At 69.8% G+C, this 19,664-nt stretch carries 15 protein-coding genes; 11 read left to right on the top strand and 4 right to left on the bottom strand.

Annotation, left to right across the window (positions count from 1 at the left end; genetic code table 11):
- Nucleotides 1-54 precede the first annotated feature (54 nt).
- Nucleotides 55-1,572 (top strand): MFS transporter, encoded by a 1,518-nt coding sequence (locus tag KXC43_RS05020; protein WP_221374662.1) that lies wholly within the window; start codon nt 55-57, stop codon nt 1,570-1,572.
- On the opposite strand, the gene aat is transcribed toward KXC43_RS05020, so the two are convergent.
- Nucleotides 1,491-2,201: a leucyl/phenylalanyl-tRNA--protein transferase gene (gene aat, locus KXC43_RS05015; RefSeq protein WP_221374661.1), complete on the bottom strand. Its 711-nt coding sequence runs from the start codon at nt 2,199-2,201 to the stop codon at nt 1,491-1,493. The genes KXC43_RS05020 and aat overlap by 82 nt on opposite strands.
- A gap of 147 nt (nt 2,202-2,348) precedes the next feature.
- Here aat and KXC43_RS05010 point away from each other — a divergent pair, with 147 nt between their 5' ends.
- Nucleotides 2,349-5,507, top strand: coding sequence for a LamG-like jellyroll fold domain-containing protein (locus KXC43_RS05010; protein ID WP_221374660.1), 3,159 nt, complete (start codon nt 2,349-2,351; stop codon nt 5,505-5,507).
- Nucleotides 5,508-5,554: 47 nt separating this feature from the next.
- Here the strand turns inward: KXC43_RS05010 and KXC43_RS05005 are convergent, their stop codons facing one another.
- A complete protein-coding gene (locus tag KXC43_RS05005; RefSeq protein ID WP_221374659.1) occupies nt 5,555-7,009 on the bottom strand; it encodes a cellulase family glycosylhydrolase in 1,455 nt (484 codons plus the stop codon).
- Between the two features lie 193 nt (nt 7,010-7,202).
- On the opposite strand from KXC43_RS05005, the gene KXC43_RS05000 reads away from it, so the two are divergent.
- Nucleotides 7,203-7,490, top strand: coding sequence for a hypothetical protein (locus KXC43_RS05000; protein WP_221374658.1), 288 nt, complete (start codon nt 7,203-7,205; stop codon nt 7,488-7,490).
- A gap of 109 nt (nt 7,491-7,599) precedes the next feature.
- Nucleotides 7,600-8,244, top strand: coding sequence for a GNAT family N-acetyltransferase (locus KXC43_RS04995; protein WP_308128960.1), 645 nt, complete (start codon nt 7,600-7,602; stop codon nt 8,242-8,244).
- 13 nt (nt 8,245-8,257) lie between these two features.
- Here KXC43_RS04995 and KXC43_RS04990 read toward each other — a convergent pair whose 3' ends face one another.
- Both KXC43_RS04990 and KXC43_RS04985 read right to left on the bottom strand, forming a co-directional pair.
- Nucleotides 8,258-10,498, bottom strand: a complete 2,241-nt coding sequence (locus tag KXC43_RS04990; protein WP_221374657.1) for a catalase — start codon at nt 10,496-10,498, stop codon at nt 8,258-8,260.
- 74 nt (nt 10,499-10,572) lie between these two features.
- Nucleotides 10,573-11,607: a LacI family DNA-binding transcriptional regulator gene (locus KXC43_RS04985; RefSeq protein WP_221374656.1), complete on the bottom strand. Its 1,035-nt coding sequence runs from the start codon at nt 11,605-11,607 to the stop codon at nt 10,573-10,575.
- 163 nt (nt 11,608-11,770) lie between these two features.
- On the opposite strand from KXC43_RS04985, the gene KXC43_RS04980 reads away from it, so the two are divergent.
- From KXC43_RS04980 to KXC43_RS04950, 7 genes are all read left to right on the top strand, one after another.
- Entirely contained in the window at nt 11,771-12,994 is a 1,224-nt protein-coding gene (locus KXC43_RS04980; protein ID WP_221374655.1) for an amino acid ABC transporter substrate-binding protein, read from the top strand.
- Between the two features lie 7 nt (nt 12,995-13,001).
- Complete coding sequence (locus KXC43_RS04975; RefSeq protein ID WP_221374654.1) at nt 13,002-13,889, top strand: branched-chain amino acid ABC transporter permease; 888 nt, start codon at nt 13,002-13,004, stop codon at nt 13,887-13,889.
- Nucleotides 13,890-14,145: 256 nt separating this feature from the next.
- Nucleotides 14,146-15,144, top strand: a complete 999-nt coding sequence (locus KXC43_RS04970) for a branched-chain amino acid ABC transporter permease (protein ID WP_308128959.1) — start codon at nt 14,146-14,148, stop codon at nt 15,142-15,144.
- The gene (locus KXC43_RS04965; protein ID WP_221374653.1) at nt 15,141-15,869 is read left to right on the top strand and encodes an ABC transporter ATP-binding protein; all 729 of its coding nucleotides are present in this window, start codon (nt 15,141-15,143) and stop codon (nt 15,867-15,869) included. Before KXC43_RS04970 ends, KXC43_RS04965 begins: the two co-directional genes overlap by 4 nt.
- Nucleotides 15,862-16,602 carry an ABC transporter ATP-binding protein gene (locus tag KXC43_RS04960; protein WP_308128958.1) on the top strand — a complete coding sequence of 247 codons (741 nt, stop codon included), beginning with the start codon at nt 15,862-15,864 and terminating at the stop codon, nt 16,600-16,602. Before KXC43_RS04965 ends, KXC43_RS04960 begins: the two co-directional genes overlap by 8 nt.
- Before the next feature lie 15 nt (nt 16,603-16,617).
- Nucleotides 16,618-17,532: a LamG-like jellyroll fold domain-containing protein gene (locus KXC43_RS04955; protein WP_221374651.1), complete on the top strand. Its 915-nt coding sequence runs from the start codon at nt 16,618-16,620 to the stop codon at nt 17,530-17,532.
- A gap of 8 nt (nt 17,533-17,540) precedes the next feature.
- Nucleotides 17,541-19,607: a PQQ-dependent sugar dehydrogenase gene (locus KXC43_RS04950; RefSeq protein WP_221374650.1), complete on the top strand. Its 2,067-nt coding sequence runs from the start codon at nt 17,541-17,543 to the stop codon at nt 19,605-19,607.
- The last annotated feature ends 57 nt before the right edge of the window (nt 19,608-19,664 follow it).

Here is a 19,664-nt window from a genome sequence, read left to right as displayed (position 1 = left end):
GCAGTTCTGGCAAGGCCTTATGTCGTACGCGCATTGCGGGTTTAGCTTTTCCGCATGTCCGATCCCGTTGCTCCAGCCCAGCTCCGCTCGATCCTCATCGCCGTCTGCGTCGCCCTCATGGCGGTCATCGCCTCGGTCTCCGGGCTCAACGTCGCCCAGCAGGAGATCGCCGTGGCCTTCGGCGCGTCGCAGTCCACCGTCCTGTGGATCATCAACACCTACACGCTCACGCTGGCCGCCCTGTTGCTGCCGCTGGGGGCGGTCGGCGACCGGTGGGGCCGCAAGCCGGTGCTGCTGGCGGGCCTGGTCGTCTTCGGCGTGGCCAGTGCCGCCGCCGGCCTCGCCACCGCGACCGAGGTCATGATCGCGGCGCGGCTGCTGGCCGGGGTCGGGGCCGCCATGATCATGCCGGTCACGCTGGCCGTCATCACGTCGACCTTCCCGGACGAGCGGCGGGCCCAGGCGATCGGCGTGTGGACGGGCGTCGCCGGCGGTGGCGGCCTGCTCGGTATGTACCTGTCGGCGCTGCTGGTCGACGTGGCCAGCTGGCGCTGGCTCTTCGCCCTGCCGGTCGCGCTGGTCGTGGTGGCGGGCGTCCTGGCCCTGCGATCCGCCCCGAACTCGCGGGAAGGGCGGGGGTTCGACGCGATCGGTTCGCTCACCTCAGCCGTTGCCGCCGTCGGGCTCATCTTCGCGCTGCACGAGGGGCCCGAGCGGGGCTGGACTTCGGCGCCGGCACTGGCCGGGCTGCTCGTCGGCTCGCTGGCCGCCGCTGCCTTCGTGGCTTGGGAGCTGCGCACGCCGGTCCCGCTGCTCGACGTCCGTCTCTTCCGCGACCGGCGGCTGGCCGGTGGGTCCGTCGCGTTGCTGGTCCTGTTCGGGGTGCAGGCCGGGATCTTCGTGGTGCTCTTCCCCTACTTCCAGGCGGTGCTGGGCTGGTCCGCCCTGCGGTCCACGCTCGCCCTGATGCCGATGGCGCTGCTCATGATGGCCGCCTCCGGTCTCGCCCCGCGGCTGAGGTCCCGCGCGACGATGCCCGCGGGCATCGCCCTCAGCGCTGCGGGCCTGGCCCTCATGGCGGTCCTGGTGTCGGTTGACGGCGGCTACCTGTCGGTGCTGCCGGGCATGCTGGCCATGGGCCTCGGCATGGGCCTGACGATGACCCCGTCCACCGAGGCGATCACCGCCGCCCTGCCCCGGGAGAGCCAGGGTGTCGCCTCGGCCCTCAACGACGTGACCCGGGAATTCGGCACTGCGCTCGGCGTCGCCCTGCTCGGGGCGATCGTCTCGGCCGGCTACCGGCACGCCGTCGACACGCGGCTCGACGGTGTGCCGGCCGAAGTCGCCGGCGCCGCCCGCGACGGCATCGCCAACGCCCTGGCCGCCGGCCACGCAACGCCGGCCGTGGTGCGGGCGGCCCAGGAATCGTTCGTCGACGGCTGGCAGCAGGCGATGTGGGCCGGCGTCGCCGTCATGGCGATCCTGTTCGCCTATGTGCTGGTGGCGCGGGTCGGGCCCGACCAGCGTCCTCGCCTGGTCTCCACGCCCAGCGCCCGCTCGAGCGCGGACTGAAACTCGTCGAGCTCCCAGTCGACCGCGCCCAGGCGCCGGACGTGCGGGGTCATCATCTGGCAGTCGACGAAGTGGAAGTTCCAGGCCGCCAGCTGGTCGAGCAGCGTGAGCAGGGCGACCTTGGAGGCTTCGGACTCGAGCCGGAACATGGACTCGCCGAAGAAGGCCGCGCCCAGCGAGACCCCGTAGAGGCCGCCCACGAGCCGGTCACCGCTCCACGCCTCGACGGAGTGCGCGAAGCCCAGCTCGTGCAGGCGAATGTAGCCCTCGACCATGGCCGGCGTGATCCACGTGCCGCCGTCGTGCCTCGGCACAGTGGCGCAGGCCGCGATCACGTCGGCGAATGCCCGGTCGTAGGTCATGGTGAACGGCGCGCGGCGCATCGTCTTGCGGGCGCTTCGGCTCACCGAGATCCGGCCGGGAATCAGGACCGTACGCGGGCTGGGGCAGAACCACGGCAACAGCGGGGTGCGCTTGCTGGGCCACGGGAAGATTCCGTTCGCGTACGCGACCAGGAGGCGCTCGGGGCTGAGGTCGCCACCCACCGCGAGCAGCCCGTCGTCGTCGGCCTGGGCGACCGGCGGGAACCCGAGGGCCTGGCGCGCCCGGCGCAGCTCGAGCCCGATCACACCGGGAGCGTACCCCCGGGCGCGGCCGTGGTCCGTCCGGGCACACCGGTTCGCGGAAATGTCGATACCTGTTTCATTCTGTTGACATCACGCATGTAAATGCCTGAATGTGGTCGCAACGCGTCGTTGATCGAAGGGAAACACTCGATGCCGCGATCTTCCCTGCGTCCCTGGCTTCTGGCCCTCCTTCTGGTTGTGTCCGTCTTCGTCGTGCCCACCCCCGCGCAGGCCGCGGTGACCGTCCACGGTCTCAAGGGTGAGTACTTCCGGATGTCCGCCCCCGGCGCCCGCGACTTCGCGGAGCTGGGCGGCGTGTCGCTCGATCCCAATGTCGACCTGCCCGGCCTGGTCGGCACGTTCGAATCGCTGACCGGCCGCACCGAGCACACCACCGCCCGCTGGACCGGCAAGCTCACCGCCCCGGCCACCGGCGACTACACGTTCTCGATGATCGGCGACAACGGCTTCCGCTTCTTCCTCGACGACCAGCCGGTGATCGACCACTGGGTCGGCGACTGGGACGTCGAGCAGACCAGCGCGCCGGTGCGCCTGGTGGCGGGGGAGGCCCGCACCGTACGCATCGAGATGTTCCAGGACATCGGCGGCGCCAACCTGTACCTGCGGTGGGCCGGCGCCGGCATCAGCAAGCAGATCGTGCCCGAGTCGGCGTTCACCCCGCCCGACGGTTTCCAGGTGTTCCCGGTGGCCTTCGCGGTCGACAAGGCCGGCACGACGCTGACCGCCGACTTCGACGCCAGAGTGACAACACTCGGCCAATTCGCTCAGAAGACGACGGTCGAGGTGGACACCACCCCGTTCCCGATCACCTCGGTCCGGCGGGACGGGAAGAGGATCGTCGTCAAGCTCGGCGCGACGGTGCAGAAGAACCAGAAGGTTCGCGTCAGCTACGACGGCACCGGCGGCCTGGTCGTCGGCGGTGAACCTGTTCCGCAGATCGTCCGCTCGGCGGCCAACAACTCGACACACCGGCTCACGACGCCGTGGGGCGACAAGGTCGACAAGCGGCACCCGCTGCCGGAGTACCCGCGGCCCCAACTCGTCCGCAAGGACTGGCTCAACCTGAACGGGCCGTGGGAGTTCGCCGCGGCCGAGGCGGGCGAGCAGCCGGTCTTCGGCAAGAAGCTGGCCGAGAAGATCACCGTGCCCTACCCGGTCGAGTCGCAGCTGTCCGGACTCGAGCGGCGCGAGGACCACATGTTCTACCGCAAGCTCGTCACCGTGCCGGGCAACTGGAAGAACAAGCGCGTCAAGCTGAACTTCGGCGCGGTCGACTACGAGGCCAAGGTCTGGGTCAACGGCAAGCTGGTCACCGAGCACACCGGCGGCTACAACGCCTTCACGGCCGACATCACCGACGCGCTCAAACGGACCGGTCAGCAGGAGATCATCGTCGCGGTCACCGACGTGACCGGGCCGAACCAGCCCAAGGGCAAGCAGTCGCTCAATCCGGGCGGCATCGTGTACGAGCCGTCGTCGGGCATCTGGCAGACCGTCTGGCTGGAACCGGTCGCCCCGGCCTCGATCGATCAGGTTTCGATCACTCCGACGCTCGATTCGGCCACTGTGGTTGTCCATTCGGCCACCAACGCCAAAGTCACCGCGACCGCGTTCGACAAGAGGGGCCGCAAGGTCGGCGCCGTGAGCGGCACGGCCAACTCGCCGCTCACGCTGAAGGTCAGCAACCCGCGTCTGTGGAGCCCGGACGACCCGTACCTCTACGACCTCGACGTCAAGCTGGGCAATTCCGATTCCGTACGGAGCTACTTCGGCCTGCGTACGGTCGGGGTGAAGAACGTCGGCGGCTTCCCCAAGCTGGTGCTCAACGGCAAGCCGATCTTCTCGCTGGCCACGCTCGACCAGGGCTTCTGGCCGGACGGGCTCCACACCCAGCCCAGCGACGCGGCGCTCCGGTTCGACCTGGTGGAGACGAAGAAGCTCGGCTTCAACGCCGTCCGCAAGCACATCAAGGTCGAGTCGGCCCGCTGGTACCGGCACGCCGACGAGCTGGGCCTGCTGGTCTGGCAGGACTTCGTGTCGGCCGACATCAACAGCACGGCCGGTCAGGAGGCGTTCCTCAGCCAGGGCCGCGAGATGATGAAGCAGCTGCACAGCTTCCCGTCGATCATCGGCTGGATCGTCTTCAACGAGGGCTGGGGCGAGTGGGACCGGGCCGCGACCGGGCGCATCGCCGAGGAGACGAAGGCGGCCGACCCGTCCCGGATCCTCAACGCCCACAGCGGTGTGAACTGCTGCTCCTCCAAGGGCGACTCCGGCAAGGGCGAGGTGATCGACCACCACGACTACGTCAACAACGACCCGCCGTACCCCGACGCGACGCGCATCGCGATGGACGGCGAGCACGGCGGTTTCACCCTGCGGACCCCCGGTCACATGTGGCCCGGCCCGCCGGCCGTCATCTACAGCGGGGTCGCCGACAAGGCCGCGCTGACCGCCAAGTACGTCGACAACACCGACCGGTTCTACCGTGAGGCGGCCGGCGCCGAGCTGTCCGGCTCGGTCTACACGCAGATCACCGACCTGGAGACCGAGCTCAACGGCCTCTGGACGTACGACCGGCGCGAGATCAAGGTCGACCCCGGTCCCGTACGCGAGATCAACGCGGCCATCATCAAGGCCGGCGCCGAGGCGGCGTCGGACGCGTCGTTCCCCGGCCGCGGCGACTGGAGCCTCGACGAGGGCAGCGGGACCACCGCCCGCGACAGCGGCGGCGGCGCGTCCCTCACACTCGGCGGTGACACGTCCTGGGTGGACGGCGTGAGCGGCTCGGCCCTGAAGTTCGACGGTGACGGCGACTCGGCCGGCACCGCCGCGCCGATCCTCGACACCACCAAGGACTATTCGGTGTCGGCCTGGGTGACGCTGGACGAGTTGCCCGGCAACTACGCCAGCGCGCTCAGCCAGGACGGCCGGGCCCGCGAGAACCCGTTCTACCTCCAGTACGGCCAGGGCGCCTTCGCCTTCAGCACACCCGGCGGCAACCGGGCCCGCCAGGAGGTCACGCCCGAGCTGAACCGCTGGTACCACCTGGTCGGCGTCCGTGACCACGCCACCGGCGAGGCCCGCCTCTACGTGGACGGCAAGCGTGCCGCCGCCGTCCCGGCCGGCCCCGACGTGATCAGCACCGGCCCCCTGTCGGTCGGCCGGGCCAAGTACGCCGGCAACCCGACCGACTACTGGTCCGGCGCCGTCGACCAGGTGCACGCCTGGAACCGCGCCCTGACCGACGAGGAGGTTGCGGCCCTCCACACCGTCGAAGCACCCTGAGCATCCCGGGCCCACTCCGCGACTGCGGGGTGGGCCCTTCGGCCGCCTCAGGTCACCGCGACGTCGTCGAACCACACGGTGCCCGTGTTGTCGCCCGACTTGAGATGCAGCTGGACGCTCACGGCGCCGGCGGGAACGGTGGCGTCGACGGCGAGTTTCGTCCAGGTGGACGTGCCGGTCGGCAGGCGGTTGGAGGTGTTCTGGCCGACCCACGTGCCGTTGATGTCGAACCAGCTCAGGGCGACCTCGGTGATGCCGGTGGCCGCGCTGCCCTTGGCGTAGGCCTCGGCGTGCCAGGCGAGCCCGGCCTGAACCGGCGTAACGGGCGAGGTGACCAGGGAGGGCAGCCCGCTGGTGGTGCGGGTGGTGCCGGAGAACCGGGCCGACCGGCTGCCCGTGCGGGCCGTCTCGGTCGTGATGACGGCGGCACCGGCCTGGGGCAGATACTGCCGCCAGGGCGAGTCGATCGCGGCGGCTTCGAACCCCAGGTTGAGGACGCTGTTCGAGATGGTCCCGCCCGTCCACCCGACGCCGGCCACCGAGGCGCCGGACTTCGGAGTCGCGTCGGTGTGGAAGAGGCCGTATTTGTACTGGGCGGGCTGCGTGGAGACCGACGAGTTCGCCGGGATGGCGCCGGGCGCGAAATCGTTGAGGATCCATGGCGCCACCGAACCGACATTCGCCTCCTGGGCCGCCCGGAAGACGCGGGCGAGGTAGGCGGCCTGCTCGCCTTCGGTGGACGACAGGGTGCTCAGACCGGTCTCGCCGATGATCACCGCGGCCGGGGAAACCGCGGTCTGCGCGCGGCGGATCTCGGCGAGGGACCGCTCCGACGGGCCGTAGAAGTGGAAGTCGTAGTAGTCCAGCGGCGTCCCGGCGAGCTGTGCCTTGAGGCCGGCCATGCCCGTGGCGCCGCTGGCGCCGTCCACCGTCAGGGTCAGCGGCATGGCCGGAGCGGTGGCCCGGATCGCCGGGATCAGTTCACGGGCCCAGGCGATCGCGGTCGCGTTGCCCGGCGGGATCTCGTTCTTCAACTCGACGGCGATCACCCGCGGGTCGCTGACGTAGGGCGACAGCAGGGTGAGGGCCCAGATGACGCTGTTGTCCACGTCGGACCAGTTCGACCACCAGTCGAACAGGGTCAGCTTGACGCTGAGGCCGTTGTCCTCGGCGATGTCGATGAACTGGGCCAGCTTCGCGACGTACCCGGAGTCCGGCTCGGGATAGCCGAACGCCTGGGGGAAGACGATGACCCGGACGTTGTCCGCGCCGAGCGTGGCCGCCCGGTCGAGGTCGGCCTCGATGCGCACGGCGTCGAAGTTCGTCCACATCGACGTCCAGCCCGCGTTCGACGGGTAGTAGTTGATCGTTTTCGCGCTCAGGACGTCGGCCAGCCGGCCGGCCAGGGTCGGCGCAGCCGCGTGCGCCGGTCGGGCGGGCACCGTCGTGCCCAGCAGCAGGAGGACGGTCAGAGCGAAGGCGCGTGAGCGTGATCTGCGCATGCGGAACCCAGCCTTCACAAGGTGGGATGGACACCGTCCTGGTGTCGATGGATGCCATCGGGCATCTATTGACGACGGTAAGTTTCCGCAAGCGCGTTAGGCAATGACTACTGTGTGCCAAGCGGTTGCCGCCGCTGGGTGTTCGCAACCCCGGCCATGCTCGGCCGTTTACCCCCGTGAAGGGGGAATGCCGATGATCGGGCCGCACGCGCACAACGAGAAGCACCTGGACGAGTTCGGCCGGCGGGTCGGGCACGGGCCGGGCGCGGACCGGCCGACGCCGCGGGGGAGCACCGGGTGGTGGGTGGTCCGGGCCGTTGCGGTGGTCGGGGTGACGGTGTTCGGCTGCGTCGGGTTCGCGGGTGTTCTGCAGAGCGCGAGCCTGCACTGCAACGACGTCGGGCGCCGGGCCTGCATCGGGCTGGTGGTGAATGACCTGACCGGGAAGACGCCGACGCCGGCGAGGACGTCCGCCGATTGAGCGGCCGCCCGGCGCACATCGCGTCCGTCTGCTCGAGGCCGGCGCCGAATTCGACATCCCGACGGTAAACCGGTGGGGCGGGAGCGCCTGTGAGCGGTACGGTGCGCCGGTGGTGTCGACCTATCCGCCGCTGAACCTGCGGGTGCGCACGCCGCGGGTCACGCTCGCGGCCGCGACCGATGAGATGCTGGAACGCCTGGTGCCGGTGGTGCGAGCGGGCGTGGTCGTCGAGGCCCAGCCGTTGCCGTTCGACGATCCGATGTCGCTCTACGAGCAGAGCCCGGACCGCGAGTGGAGTTGGATGCGCCGGATCTGGTCGGGGCGGTCGAGGGTCGGCGCCGAGTTCTGGCGGCTCTACTTCGTGGTCTGCGCCGACGGCGAGCCGCTGGGCATGCAGGATCTGGTCGGCCGCGACTTCGCCGCCGTCGGCACGGTGACGACGTTCTCGTGGTTGGCCCCGGGCGTCCGCGGACGCGGGCTGGGCAAGGAAGCCCGGGCGGCAATCCTGCATCTCGCGTTCGAGGGGTTCGGCGCCCGCGAGGCCGGCACCGACGCGTTCGCCGACAACCACGCGTCCAACCGGGTCTCCGAGGCGCTCGGCTACACCCGCAACGGCACCGACTGGGCCACCCGGCGGGGCGAGCCGGCCGAGCTGCTCCGCTGGCGGATGACCCGGGACCAGTGGCTGACCCGGCGACGCACCGACATCGAGCTGTCGGGCGTCGCCGAGTGCAAGCCGGTTCTCGGTCTCTGACTCAGGCCGCGCGTCAGGCCACGGTGGCCGGGAAACGCTGCCAGACGCGGTGCTTGGCCAGCAGCGGCTGGAGTTCGGTCAGGGCGGTGGCGGCGGAGTCGGCGGCGATGACGCCGGGCGTGCCGGCCAGGCCGGTCTGCTCGAGCACCGTGACTCCCGCACCCCAGGCGCCGATGGCCTTGGCGTGGCGCCAGGCCTCCTCGATCAGCAGGGTGACCCGGGGGTCGACCGCGGGGGAGGAGGGCGCGCCGGCCTTGGCGTCGCGGGCGGGCAGCGCGTCGGGTGCCGGAGCGGGCGCGCCGGCCAGCAGGATCGCGTCGAACTCGATGGAGCGGGCCGTGGCGAACGTGCGCTGGACCGTGACGCCGTCGACCACGCCGCCGTGCGGGGCGATCACCAGCGGGACCATGCCGGCCGCGAAGACGGCCGTGCGGACCTCGTCGACACCGTCCAGGCCGGCTGCCGGGTCGACGACGATGCCGATGAGGCGGCCGTCGGCCGGCCACTCGCCGCCGATCTGCGACAGCACGGGGCTGGGTTCGACCTCCGCGTCGAACGGGACCGTCGGCGCCGGCACGGGCAGGCCGAGACCGATGGCCACCTGCTCACCCAGCACCGGGTCGATGTTGGCCAGGCACTGCACCTGACGTTCCTTGATGGCCTGCTCGTAGCACTTGGCCAGCTCGAACGTGTACGCTCGGACGATGTGCTCCTTCTCGACCGGGCTCATGCTGCGCCAGAACAGCCGCACCTGGCTGTAGTGGTCGTCGAACGAGACCGGGTTCTCCCGCACCTTGGTCGACTCGGCCACGCGCACGGGGATGTCGACGAAGCCGGTGTCCGTCGTGGACGGGTTGCCGCCGTCCAGCGAGTTCGGCCGGTAGGGCGCGACACCGCCGTGCACGGCGTGCTGGTGCAGGCCGTCGCGGAGCATGTCGTTGACCGGAGCATGCGGACGGTTGATCGGGATCTGCGAGAAGTTGGGCCCGCCCAGACGGGTGAGCTGCGTGTCGACGTACGAGAAAAGCCGGCCCTGCAGCAGCGGGTCGTTGGTCACGTCGATGCCGGGCGGCAGATGACCGAGGTGGAACGCGACCTGCTCGACCTCGGCGTGGAAGTTGGTCGGCACCCCGTTGAGCACCAGCTTGCCGACCGGCTGCACCGGCGCGAGCTCCTCGGGAACGATCTTGGTCGGGTCGAGCAGGTCGATGCCGGCGAACGTCTCGTCCTCCGTGTCGGGGAAGACCTGCAGGCCCAGCTCCCACTCGGGGAACGCGCCGGCCTCGATCGAGTCGTACAGGTCGCGGCGGTGGAAGTCGGGGTCGACGCCGCCGGCGATCTGCGCCTCCTCCCAATCGAGGGAGTGCACGCCGAGCTTGGGCTTCCAGTGGAACTTGGCCAGCACGGTCGCGCCGGCCTCGTTGATCAGCCGGAACGTGTGGACGCCGAAGCCCTCCATGTGCCGGTACGAGCGGGGGATGCCCCGGTCGGACATGTTCCAGATGGTGTGGTGCTGGGCCTCGGTGTGCAGCGAGACGAAGTCCCAGAACGTGTCGTGCGCGCTCTGCGCCTGCGGGATCTCGCGGTCGGGGTGCCACTTGGCGGCGTGGATGATGTCCGGGAACTTGATGGCGTCCTGGATGAAGAACACCGGGATGTTGTTGCCGACCAGGTCGAAGGTGCCCTCGTCGGTGTAGAACTTCGTGGCGAAACCGCGCGTGTCGCGAACGGTGTCGGCCGAGCCGCGCGAGCCGAGCACGGTCGAGAAGCGTACGAAGACCTGGGTTTCTTTGCCCTTGGCCAGGAACCCGGCCTTGGTCACGTCAGAAGCGGTTCCGTACGCGGTGAAGAACCCGTGCGCGCCGGCGCCCCGGGCATGTACGACCCGCTCCGGGATCCGCTCGTGGTCGAAGTGCGTGATCTTCTCGCGGAAGTGGTGGTCCTGCAGCAGGATCGGCCCACGTGGCCCGGCCTTGAGCGAATGGTCGGTGTCGCGCAGGCGGGCACCCTGTGACGTCGTCAGGTAGGCGCCCTGCTGGCTCTTGCTGATCTTGGGAGCACCGGTCGCGGCGCCGGTCGGCGTCACGGTTTCGGGCGCGTCCTGCTCGCTCTTGGGCGGCAGGGGCTCGATGGGCGTGGTCGGCTCGTCCAACGTCGGCGTACCGCTGCCCGGCGAGCCCGGGATGCGATCGCCGGGCGTCGTCACCTTGTCCACGGCATCCTTGATTTTCTTGACGGGCTTGCTGGCGTCCATCAGTCGGCACTCCTCCGGATTGGTTGCTGCGAGGCAACGGCTACCCGACGCGGAGGCGGGCAAACTAGAACGGATCAGGAAAATGGCGCGGGGCCGGTGGAGTCGCGGACCACCAGCGTGTGACCGGTCGACCGGCGCCGGGGACGGGCCGCGGCCGGTCGCAGGGCCAGCGCGAGCGCCATCTTGCCCATCTCGGTCATGGGTAAACGGATGGTCGTGAGGCTGGGCGCGAGGTCGGCCGCCACTGACACGTCGTCGAAACCGACAACCGACATCCTTTCCGGTACGGGAACGCCATGCGCCCGCAGCGTCGAGAGCACGCCGATGGCCATCGCGTCGTTCAGCGCGATGATCGCCGTCGTCTCCGGATGATCGCGGAGGATCTGCTCCGTCGCGGCCACCCCGCCGTCGCGGGTGAAGTCGGTGTGCACGACCGGCAGGTCGCTCATCGACAGGCCGGCCTCGCGCACGGCGCGCGCGACACCGCCCACCCGGTCGACGACGGTGTTCAGGTCGGCGCTGCCCGAGGCGATCGCTATGCGGCGGTGGCCCAGTTCGAGCAGATGCCGCCCGAGAGCGAGCCCTCCGGCCTCGTTGTCGGGAAGCACCGCGTCGACCCCCAGCGTGTGGCGGCCGATCACCGCGACGCGCCCGCCTCCGCGTACGAAACCGGAAAGCTCTTCCCGGGCCGCCGTCTCGTGCCTGGCGTCGGCGAAACCCGAGCCGGCGACGATGATGATGCGGACCCGCTGGTTGATCAGGTGGCGGATCTGGCGCAGTTCGTGCTCGGGGTCGCGGCCGGAATGGCAGATCTGCACGAGCAGGCCCTGCTCGTCGGCGACCCGGATGACGCCGCCCGCGATCTCGGAGAAGTACGGGTCGTCGACCTGGTGCACGACCAGCCCCACGGTCGAGCTGGCCCCGCCGGCCAGAGTGCGGGCGTACGGGTTGGCGACGTACCCCATCTCTTCGGAGATCTGCCGGATGCGCGCCGCCACCTCCTCGCTCACCCCGTCGCGCCCGGCCAGCGCGCGGGAGGCGGTGGCGAGCGAGACGCCGGCACGCTCGGCGATGTCGACGAGGCGCAACCTCACGCCGGGCTTGGGCATGCGTCCACTCTCCACGAGTCGTCGCGGGACGTGATCACCAGGCCGGGGGATCACCGGTATTGCTGCAAATAAGTTTCCGGGGTGTTGCAAGTCACGCATCGATCACTTTAGGCTACGTAAGCGCTTTCGCAAGCGCTTACGTCCCGGCAAAGGAGCAGCGAGGATGCGTTCACCCGCGAGACGTACAACCTGGGCCATCGCGCTCAGCGCAACACTTTTCCTCGCCGCGTGCGGTGGAGGCGGCGACGAGGGCGGCGGTGAGAAGTCCGGCGATCCGATCGTCGTGGGCATCTCGCTGCCGCTGACCGGCGACTTCTCCGAGCCCGGCAAGGGCGTCCAGGAGGGGTACGAGGCCTGGGCCAAGATCACCAACGACAAGGGTGGCCTGCTCGGCCGGCAGATCGAGCTGAAGATCCTCGATGACCAGTCGAACGCGGACCGGGTCGTCGCCGACTACGAGCAACTCATCGGCAGCGACCAGGTCGACCTGGTCGTCGGCCCGTTCTCGACCCGCCTGGTGGTGCCCTCGGCCCGTGTCGCGCAGGAGTACGGCATGCTCTTCGTCGAGCCTGCCGGCGCCGCGGCCGAGGTGTTCAACCAGGGCTTCAAGAACCTCTTCTATGCGGCCCCGGCGGTCGCCGACGACCACTACAACCACCTCGCCGAACACCTGCTGGCGCTGCCGGCCGGGCAGAGACCGACAAGCGTGGCGTACGCGGCCATGGACGACCCGTTCGCGCAGGGCACCGCGTACGGGCTGAAGAAGAAGCTCGAGGCGGGCGGCGTCAAGACGGTCGTCGACGAGGTCTACCCGCCCAACACCACGGACTTCGGCAGCATCGCGGCCAAGATCGCGGCAGCCAAGCCCGACATGGTGGTCGGCGGCTCGCAGTACCAGGACGGCGTCAACCTGATCGTGGCCCTGCAGCAGCTCAACTACCAACCCAAGCTCGCCGCGTTCTCGACCGCCCCGACCAACCCCGAGTTCGCCAAGGCGATCGGCAACAAGACCGAGGGCATCCTGTCGCCCACGGGCTACAGCCAGGACGCGCCGTACCCGAGCAACAAGGAGTTCGTCGAGAAGTTCACCGCGCAGTTCGGCAAGGCGCCCGAGGAGGACCAGGCCAACGGCTACACAACTGGGCAGGTGGTCGGGGCCGCGGTGCAGGCCGCCGGCTGCGCCGAGCAGGGCGAGTGCCAGCAGAAGCTGATCGACTGGCTGCACAGCAACACGGTCGACACCGTCGTCGGCTCGCTGAAGTGGGACGCCACCGGCAAGCCGCAGGGCGCACACATGATCCAGCAGTGGATCGGCAACGACATCAAGATCGTGCTGCCGGCCGACGCCAAGGAGGCGGACATGGTCTACCCGAAGCCGGCCTGGTGATCCGCTGATGCCCTCCGGCGCGCTGCTGTTACAGAGCATCATCCTCGGTCTGCTCCTCGGCGGGCTGTACGCCCTGCTCGCCGCGGGGCTGACCCTCTACTTCGGCATCATGCGGGTGGTGATGATCGCCCACTCGGCGTTCCTCATCCTGGCGGCGTATCTGGCCTGGTGGACCAACGACAGGCTGGGCATCGACCCGTTGCTGTCGATGGTGGTGACCGTGCCGCTGTTCTTCGGCGCGGGGGTGCTGCTGCAGCGCGGCCTGTTGTCGCGGTTACGCCCGGTGACTCTCACGATGATGTCGGTGCTGATCACGTTCGCGATCGCCCTGATCATCGAGGGGCTTCTGGGGTACGTCTTCTCGGGCACCCAGCGGCGCATCCAGCTCGGCTACGGCACCGAGAGCTTCAACCTGTTCGGCGCCCGGGTGGCCGTGGTCAAGCTGATCGCGTTCGCGCTGGCGGCGGTCTCGCTGGCCGGGCTGTACGTGCTGATGAAGCGCACCCAGTTCGGCTGGGCGCTGCGGGCCACGATCCAGCACCCGGACGCGGCCCGTCTGGTCGGCATCGACACCGAGCGGACGGCCGGCTTCGGCTTCGGGCTGGGGCTGGCCACCGCCGCGGTGGGCGGCACGGCGTTGTCGCTCGACACCACCATCTATCCGTCGTTGCACTGGCACTGGATCGGGCCGCTGATGGCCATCATCGTGGTCGGCGGCCTGGGCAGTGTGCCCGGCGCCGCGGCGGCCGCGCTGGTGCTCGGGCTGGCCCAGAGCCTGTTGCAGATCCCGATGGGCGCCACGTGGGCCCAGACCGTGTTCTACGTGGCGCTCTTCGCCACCCTGGCCGTCCGGCCACAGGGATTCTTCGGAGGCCGCCTTGCCCAACGCTTCTGACGCCGCTCCGCCCTCCGGCCGAGCTCAATCGCCTGACGCCGCTCCGCCCTCCGGCCGAGCTCAATCGCCTGACGCCGCTCCGCCCTCCAGCCAAGCTCAATCGCCTGGCCGCGCGCAAGCGAGCGGTAACGCTCAGGCTCGTGGCACTGCTGGGGCGAGCAGCGGTGACGAAACGAGCACTAACGCTCAACAAACCCGCGGCGCCGGGGCGTATCTGAGCGCTCCCGGCAAGTGGCTTCCGCTCGGGGCGGCCGCGGTGCTGATCGCGGCGATCCTCGTGTTTCCGAGTCTGGCTCCCAACCCGTACATCCTGTCGTCGGGCGTGATCGTCCTGAACTGGGCCGTGCTGGCCACCGCCTGGAATTTCGTCGGCGGCTTCACCGGTTACATCTCGCTCGGCCACGGGGCGCTCGCGGGGCTCGGCGGCTATGCGACCGGACTGCTCATCACCAAAGCCGGCATCCCGAGCTTCGTGGCGCTCATTCTGGCCGCGGTGCTCGTCGCGGCGCTCGCTGTGCCGATCGGGTTCGCCGCGTTGCGCGTTCGTGGGGCTTCGTTCGTCATCGTGTCCATCGCCCTCGTGCTCATCCTGTTGCTCGTCTTCCAGAGCTGGTCGTCGGTCACCGGCGGCTCGCGCGGCCTGGTCGTGCCCCGGCCGTTCCCGGGCATGCTGCGGCCCGAGCACCATCGCGCTTTCTTCTTCCTCTACGGCGGCCTGCTGATCCTGGCGCTGGCGACGTGGTGGCTGCTCGACCGTTCCCGCTTCGGCATGGGGCTCAAGGCGATCCGCGAGGACGAGGACAAGGCCGAGTCGCTCGGGACGCCGACCTTCGCGTACAAGCTGACGGTCTTCGTGGTCTCGACGGCCTTCACGGCGCTGGCCGGCGGGCTGTATGCGCTCTGGTTCGGCGACCTCGACCCGGTCTTCCAGTTCTCGGTGCTGACCGGCTCGTACATCGTGCTCATGGCGCTGCTCGGCGGCGTCCGCAACCTGTTCGGGCCGGTGCTCGGCGCCATCGTCGTGGGCATCGCGCTCGAGTACTTCAAGGTCGAATTCGGCAGCACGCCGCTGCACCTGGTGACCACGGGCCTGCTGCTCGGTCTGGTCGTGATGTTCATGCCGGACGGCGTGATCCCGTCCGTCACGGGCCTCGCCCAGCGCCTGCGGAAGCGCGAGCAGAGCTCGATCCGCGAGTTCACCGCGGCCGACCTGGCCGAACAACGCAAACGCGACCGCGAGGGGGCGACCTCGTGACGCTGGAAACGCGTGGGCTGCGCAAGGCCTTCGGTGGGGTGGTCGCCATCGACGGGGCCGACGTCCAGTTCCAGCCGGGCAAGGTGAACGCGCTGATCGGGCCGAACGGCAGCGGGAAGACGACGTTCTTCAACTGCGTCACCGGCATGATCAAGCCCGACAGCGGGTCGGTGCTCTTCGGCGACCGGGATCTGACCGGGAGGGCGCCCCACGTCGTGGCGCGGGCGGGTGTCGGCCGCACGTTTCAGCTCTGTCGCGTCTTTCCGCGCATGACGGCTGTCGAGAATGTGCTCGCGGCTGTTCGTCCTGGCGGTTTGTTGCACGGTTTGCGCAGCGCGCACCGGCAGGACGAGACCGAACGCGCACATGGTTGGCTCACCCGGCTCGGCATCGAGCACCTGGCCGGCGCCGAGGCCCGGAACATGTCGTGGGGGCAGCAGAAACTGCTCGAACTGGCCGGCGTGCTGATGGCCGAGCCGAAAACGATCCTGCTCGACGAGCCGGCCGGCGGCGTCAACCCGGCCCTGCTCGATCGGATCGGCACGCTGGTGCGCGAATTGAACGCCGAGGGCCGCACGTTCGTGATCGTCGAGCACAACATGGACCTCGTCATGAGCATCAGCGATCACATCGTGGTGTTCGATCGCGGACGGCCGATCGCGGCGGGTCCGCCGGCCGAGGTCCGCGCCGACGAACGAGTGCTGGGGGCCTACCTTGGTGTCTGAGATCGAACTCGTCGACGTCCAGGCCGGGTACGGCCGGGCCGCACCCGTGCTCCGCGGCTTCAGCGTCTCGGTTCCGGCCGGGTCGGTGGTCTGCCTCGTCGGCCCGAACGGCGCCGGCAAGTCCACCGTGCTCAAGGTCGCGAGTGGTCTGCTCAGCCCGCGCTCCGGCCGGGTCATGGTCGGCGGCAAGGATCTCACCGGCGCCGGCCCGCAGAAGATGCTCGCCGAAGGCGTGGCGCTGGTGCTCCAGGGCCACAGCGTGTTCCGCGAGATGACCGTCGAGGAGAACGTGCTGCTCGGCGGCTACACCCTCAAGGACAAGGCCGCCAAGTCCCGGCGCGCGAAGTTCGTTCAAGAGCTGTTCCCCGTGGTGGGGGAGCGGTGGCACTCGCTGGCCGGGCTGCTCTCGGGCGGCCAGCAGAAACAGGTCGAGTTCGCGCGCTCGCTCATGGTCGACCCCAAGGTCGTGTTGCTCGACGAGCCGTCCATGGGCCTCGACCCCAAGGCCACCAGCACCATCTTCGAACAGGTCGCGCGGATGCGCGACGCCGGGACGGCGGTGTTGCTGGTGGAGCAGAACGCCCGGCGCGCGTTGCAGACCGCGGATCTCGGGTGCGTGCTCGACCTCGGGCGCGTGCACATCTCCGGGCCGGCGGCCGACCTGCTGGCCGACCCCCAGCTCGGGGAGCTCTACCTCGGCGGCCGTCCCGCCGAAAAGCCACCTGTCCCGTAACGAGAGGTGCGTTCCATGCGAAGAACCGGACGCGTCGCCGTGGCTGCCGCCGCTGTCCTGGCGGCCACCGCGGCTGCGGCACCCGCCTCGGCCGGCAACCGCTTCGGCCCGGACATCGTCCATCCCTCCCTGCGGCCGAACCTGGTCGCCTACTACGACTTCGACCACCCGCTGCGCGGCGACCCCGCGCTCGAACAGGACCAGGGCCGATCCAGCACCGAGATCGAACTGGTCAACGGCGGGACCGCCATGCGGGTCGCCGACCGCGCCTATCCCGGGGGTGGGCGCGTTCTCCAGACCCGGCAGGTCAACCCGGGCGTGACCGGCAACGACGACTGGAAGGCCGGCATCTACTCGGCCAGCGGGGTGCGGACGTTGCGCCCGTTCAGCAACGCCGAGGGCGCCGCCGTGATGGGCTGGTTCAAGCGCTCGATGGACGGTCCGGCCGCCGGCTTCAACGCGATCGGCCTGGCCGGGGTGCTGACCGGCGACTCCGACGGTCACGCCGTACGGGCTCTGCTCGAGCTCATCGACGTCAACGGCGAGCTCAAGCTGGTCGCGCTCGGCCGGCGCATCGACGGCGGGAACTCGCAGACGTTCGCCGCGAACGAGGACTGGCGCACGCTGCTGCCCAAGGACAAGTGGGTGCACCTGACCGCCACGTTCGACTTCACCCAGGGCACGATGGCGTTGTACCGCAACGGCCGGGCGGTGCCGGGCTTCTACACCCGCACCGACGACCCCTGGCTGATCAACGGCCCCGGCCCGCACGTCACCAGCGCGGCCGACGCCCGCGGCATCAAGATCGGCGGGAGCTTCCCGCAGAACACGCTCGAACGCAATCCGTGCGACTGCCGGATGGACGCACTGATGTTCCTCGACCGCTCGCTCTCCCCCCGCGAGGTCGCGAACCAGTTCCGCCTCTTCTAGGAGTCTCGATGCGCAGACTGGCCATAGCCGCCGCGGGTGCGGTGTTACTGTCCACATTGGTTGGCGTCCCGGCGTACGCCGCCGATCCGGCCCCCATCTACGACCCGGTTCCCACCGAGCCGGTCACCTCGAAGCTCGGCCTCGTCCTGACCGAGTACGCGCAGTTCCCCAAGAGCGAGACCAACCCGCCGCTGATCGACCCGCGGCTCAACCGGGTCGCCCGGATCAACACCATCATGGAGCTGCCGGACGGCTCCGGCCGTCGGGCGGTGCCCGACCTCAACGGCAACCTCTACATCGTGAAGAACGGCGTCCCCAGCGTCTATCTGGACGTGGCCGCCACCTTCGCGCCCCAGTTCTTCTCGGGTCGCGGGCTGGGGCAGGGCTTCGGCTATGTTGCGTTCCACCCCGACTTCAAGCGCAACGGCCAGTTCTACACGATCCACACCGAGCAGGCCGCGCTGACCACGGCCGTGCCCGACTACGCGCAGACCACCGTGCTCTTCCACGGCGTCATCAACGAGTGGAAGGCCACGAACCCGGCCGCCGACACGTTCGCGGGCACTCGCCGCGAGCTGTTGCGCATCGGCTTCGGCGGTCAGATCCACGGCATCCAGGAAATCAACTTCAACCCGACCGCGCGCAAGGGGACCGCCGAGTACGGCAAGCTCTATGTCGCCGTGGGCGACGGCGGTCAAGGCGTGAACAACACCGACCCGCAGAACCTGGCCGTCCCGCACGGCAAACTGCTGCGCATCGACCCGGCCGGCACCAATTCGCCCAACGGGAAGTACGGCATCCCGCGCGACAACCCGTTCGCCGGGCAGACCGGCAAGGCGGGCGAGATCTACTCGTACGGATATCGGGACCCGCACCGCTTCAGCTGGGACCGGGCCACCGGCAAGCTCTACCTCGGCCACATCGGCGAGCACGCCATCGAGGCCATCTACGAGGTGCGGGCCGGCGACAACATGGGCTGGAGCGAGCGCGAAGGGGCCTTCGTGTTCGACAAAACCCCGGCGACGCCCTGCGACCGGCTGTTCCCGCTGCCGGCCGATGACACCGGCTACGTGTATCCCGTCGCGGCGTACGACCACAACCCGGCGCCCGGCTGGAACTGCACCTCCGACGTGGGCGTCGCGGTGGCGGGCGGCTTCGTCTACCGCGGCCGGGACGTGCCGGCGTTGCGCGGCAAGTACGTCTTCGGCGACCTGGTCGACGGGCGCGTGCTCTACACCGAGGCCTCGGAGATGCGGCGCGGCCGCTCACCGGCGACCATCCACCGGCTGAACCTGTTCACGCCGGGCGGCATCCCGGTGCGGATGCAGGACCTCTCCGGCCCCGGCGCGCCCGGCGACCCCAACCGGGTCGACCTGCGCTTCGGCACGGACGCCCGGGGTGAGCTCTACATCCTGGCCAAGGCGAACGGCAAGATCTGGAAGGTGACCGGAACCAGGACCTTCGCCGCCGCCTCCGCCGGTCCGGTCCGCATCGCGCCGGCTCCCACGCCGTCGAACTGGGCGCCCGTCACTCCGGCCAAGTGGCAGTTCACCAACGGCCAGGTGATCCTGGCCGAGGCGGGCAGTCAGCGGCCCGGCCCGCGCCGCCCGTTCGAGTACGCGGTGCTGACCGCCGGCCCGGTCTTCTCGTCGGTGGACATCCGCGCCCAGGTCCGCCTGGACGAGCCGGTGTCCCTGACCAACCGCGACGTGATCATCGTGTTCGGTTACCGGTCGGACACGGAGTTCTACTACGCGCATCTCTCCACCGACAACACGATCCTGCCCCACAACGGCATCTTCAAGGTCAACAACGCCGACCGCGAGCGCATCGACTACCAGTGGAACGGGCGCTCCCGCGGAGCGAACCCGGCCATCGTCGACGAGCGCTGGCACGACGTACGGGTGAAGCACCTGCCGGCGACGGGCGAGATCGCGGTCTATGTCGACGGTTCGCGCGACCCCCTGATGACGGCCCGCGACACGACGTTCGCGTCGGGCCGGGTCGGCTTCGGCTCCTTCGACAACCGCGGCCGCCTGCGCAACCTGACAGTGAACGGAACGCCCGCGGCGTAACCCGATCGACGACGGGCCGGCGCTCCATGAGGGAGCGTCGGCCCAATGTCGTTTCGG

Source organism: Paractinoplanes polyasparticus (genome assembly GCF_019710575.1).
Taxonomy (GTDB): Bacteria; Actinomycetota; Actinomycetes; order Mycobacteriales; family Micromonosporaceae; genus Actinoplanes; species Actinoplanes polyasparticus.
Note: the sequence above shows the minus strand (reverse complement) of the source record. Positions and strands in the feature narration are given on the sequence as shown.

Excerpts from the sequence above, each read along its gene's own strand:
- KXC43_RS04985 (WP_221374656.1), bottom strand. The coding sequence starts at position 11,607 with ATGCCCAAGCCCGGCGTGAGGTTGCGCCTCGTCGACATCGCCGAGCGT.
- KXC43_RS05000 (WP_221374658.1), top strand. The coding sequence starts at position 7,203 with ATGATCGGGCCGCACGCGCACAACGAGAAGCACCTGGACGAGTTCGGC.
- KXC43_RS04980 (WP_221374655.1), top strand. The coding sequence starts at position 11,771 with ATGCGTTCACCCGCGAGACGTACAACCTGGGCCATCGCGCTCAGCGCA.
- KXC43_RS05020 (WP_221374662.1), top strand. The coding sequence starts at position 55 with ATGTCCGATCCCGTTGCTCCAGCCCAGCTCCGCTCGATCCTCATCGCC.
- KXC43_RS04990 (WP_221374657.1), bottom strand. The coding sequence starts at position 10,498 with ATGGACGCCAGCAAGCCCGTCAAGAAAATCAAGGATGCCGTGGACAAG.
- KXC43_RS05005 (WP_221374659.1), bottom strand. The coding sequence starts at position 7,009 with ATGCGCAGATCACGCTCACGCGCCTTCGCTCTGACCGTCCTCCTGCTG.
- KXC43_RS04975 (WP_221374654.1), top strand. The coding sequence starts at position 13,002 with ATGCCCTCCGGCGCGCTGCTGTTACAGAGCATCATCCTCGGTCTGCTC.
- KXC43_RS04955 (WP_221374651.1), top strand. The coding sequence starts at position 16,618 with ATGCGAAGAACCGGACGCGTCGCCGTGGCTGCCGCCGCTGTCCTGGCG.
- KXC43_RS05010 (WP_221374660.1), top strand. The coding sequence starts at position 2,349 with ATGCCGCGATCTTCCCTGCGTCCCTGGCTTCTGGCCCTCCTTCTGGTT.
- KXC43_RS04950 (WP_221374650.1), top strand. The coding sequence starts at position 17,541 with ATGCGCAGACTGGCCATAGCCGCCGCGGGTGCGGTGTTACTGTCCACA.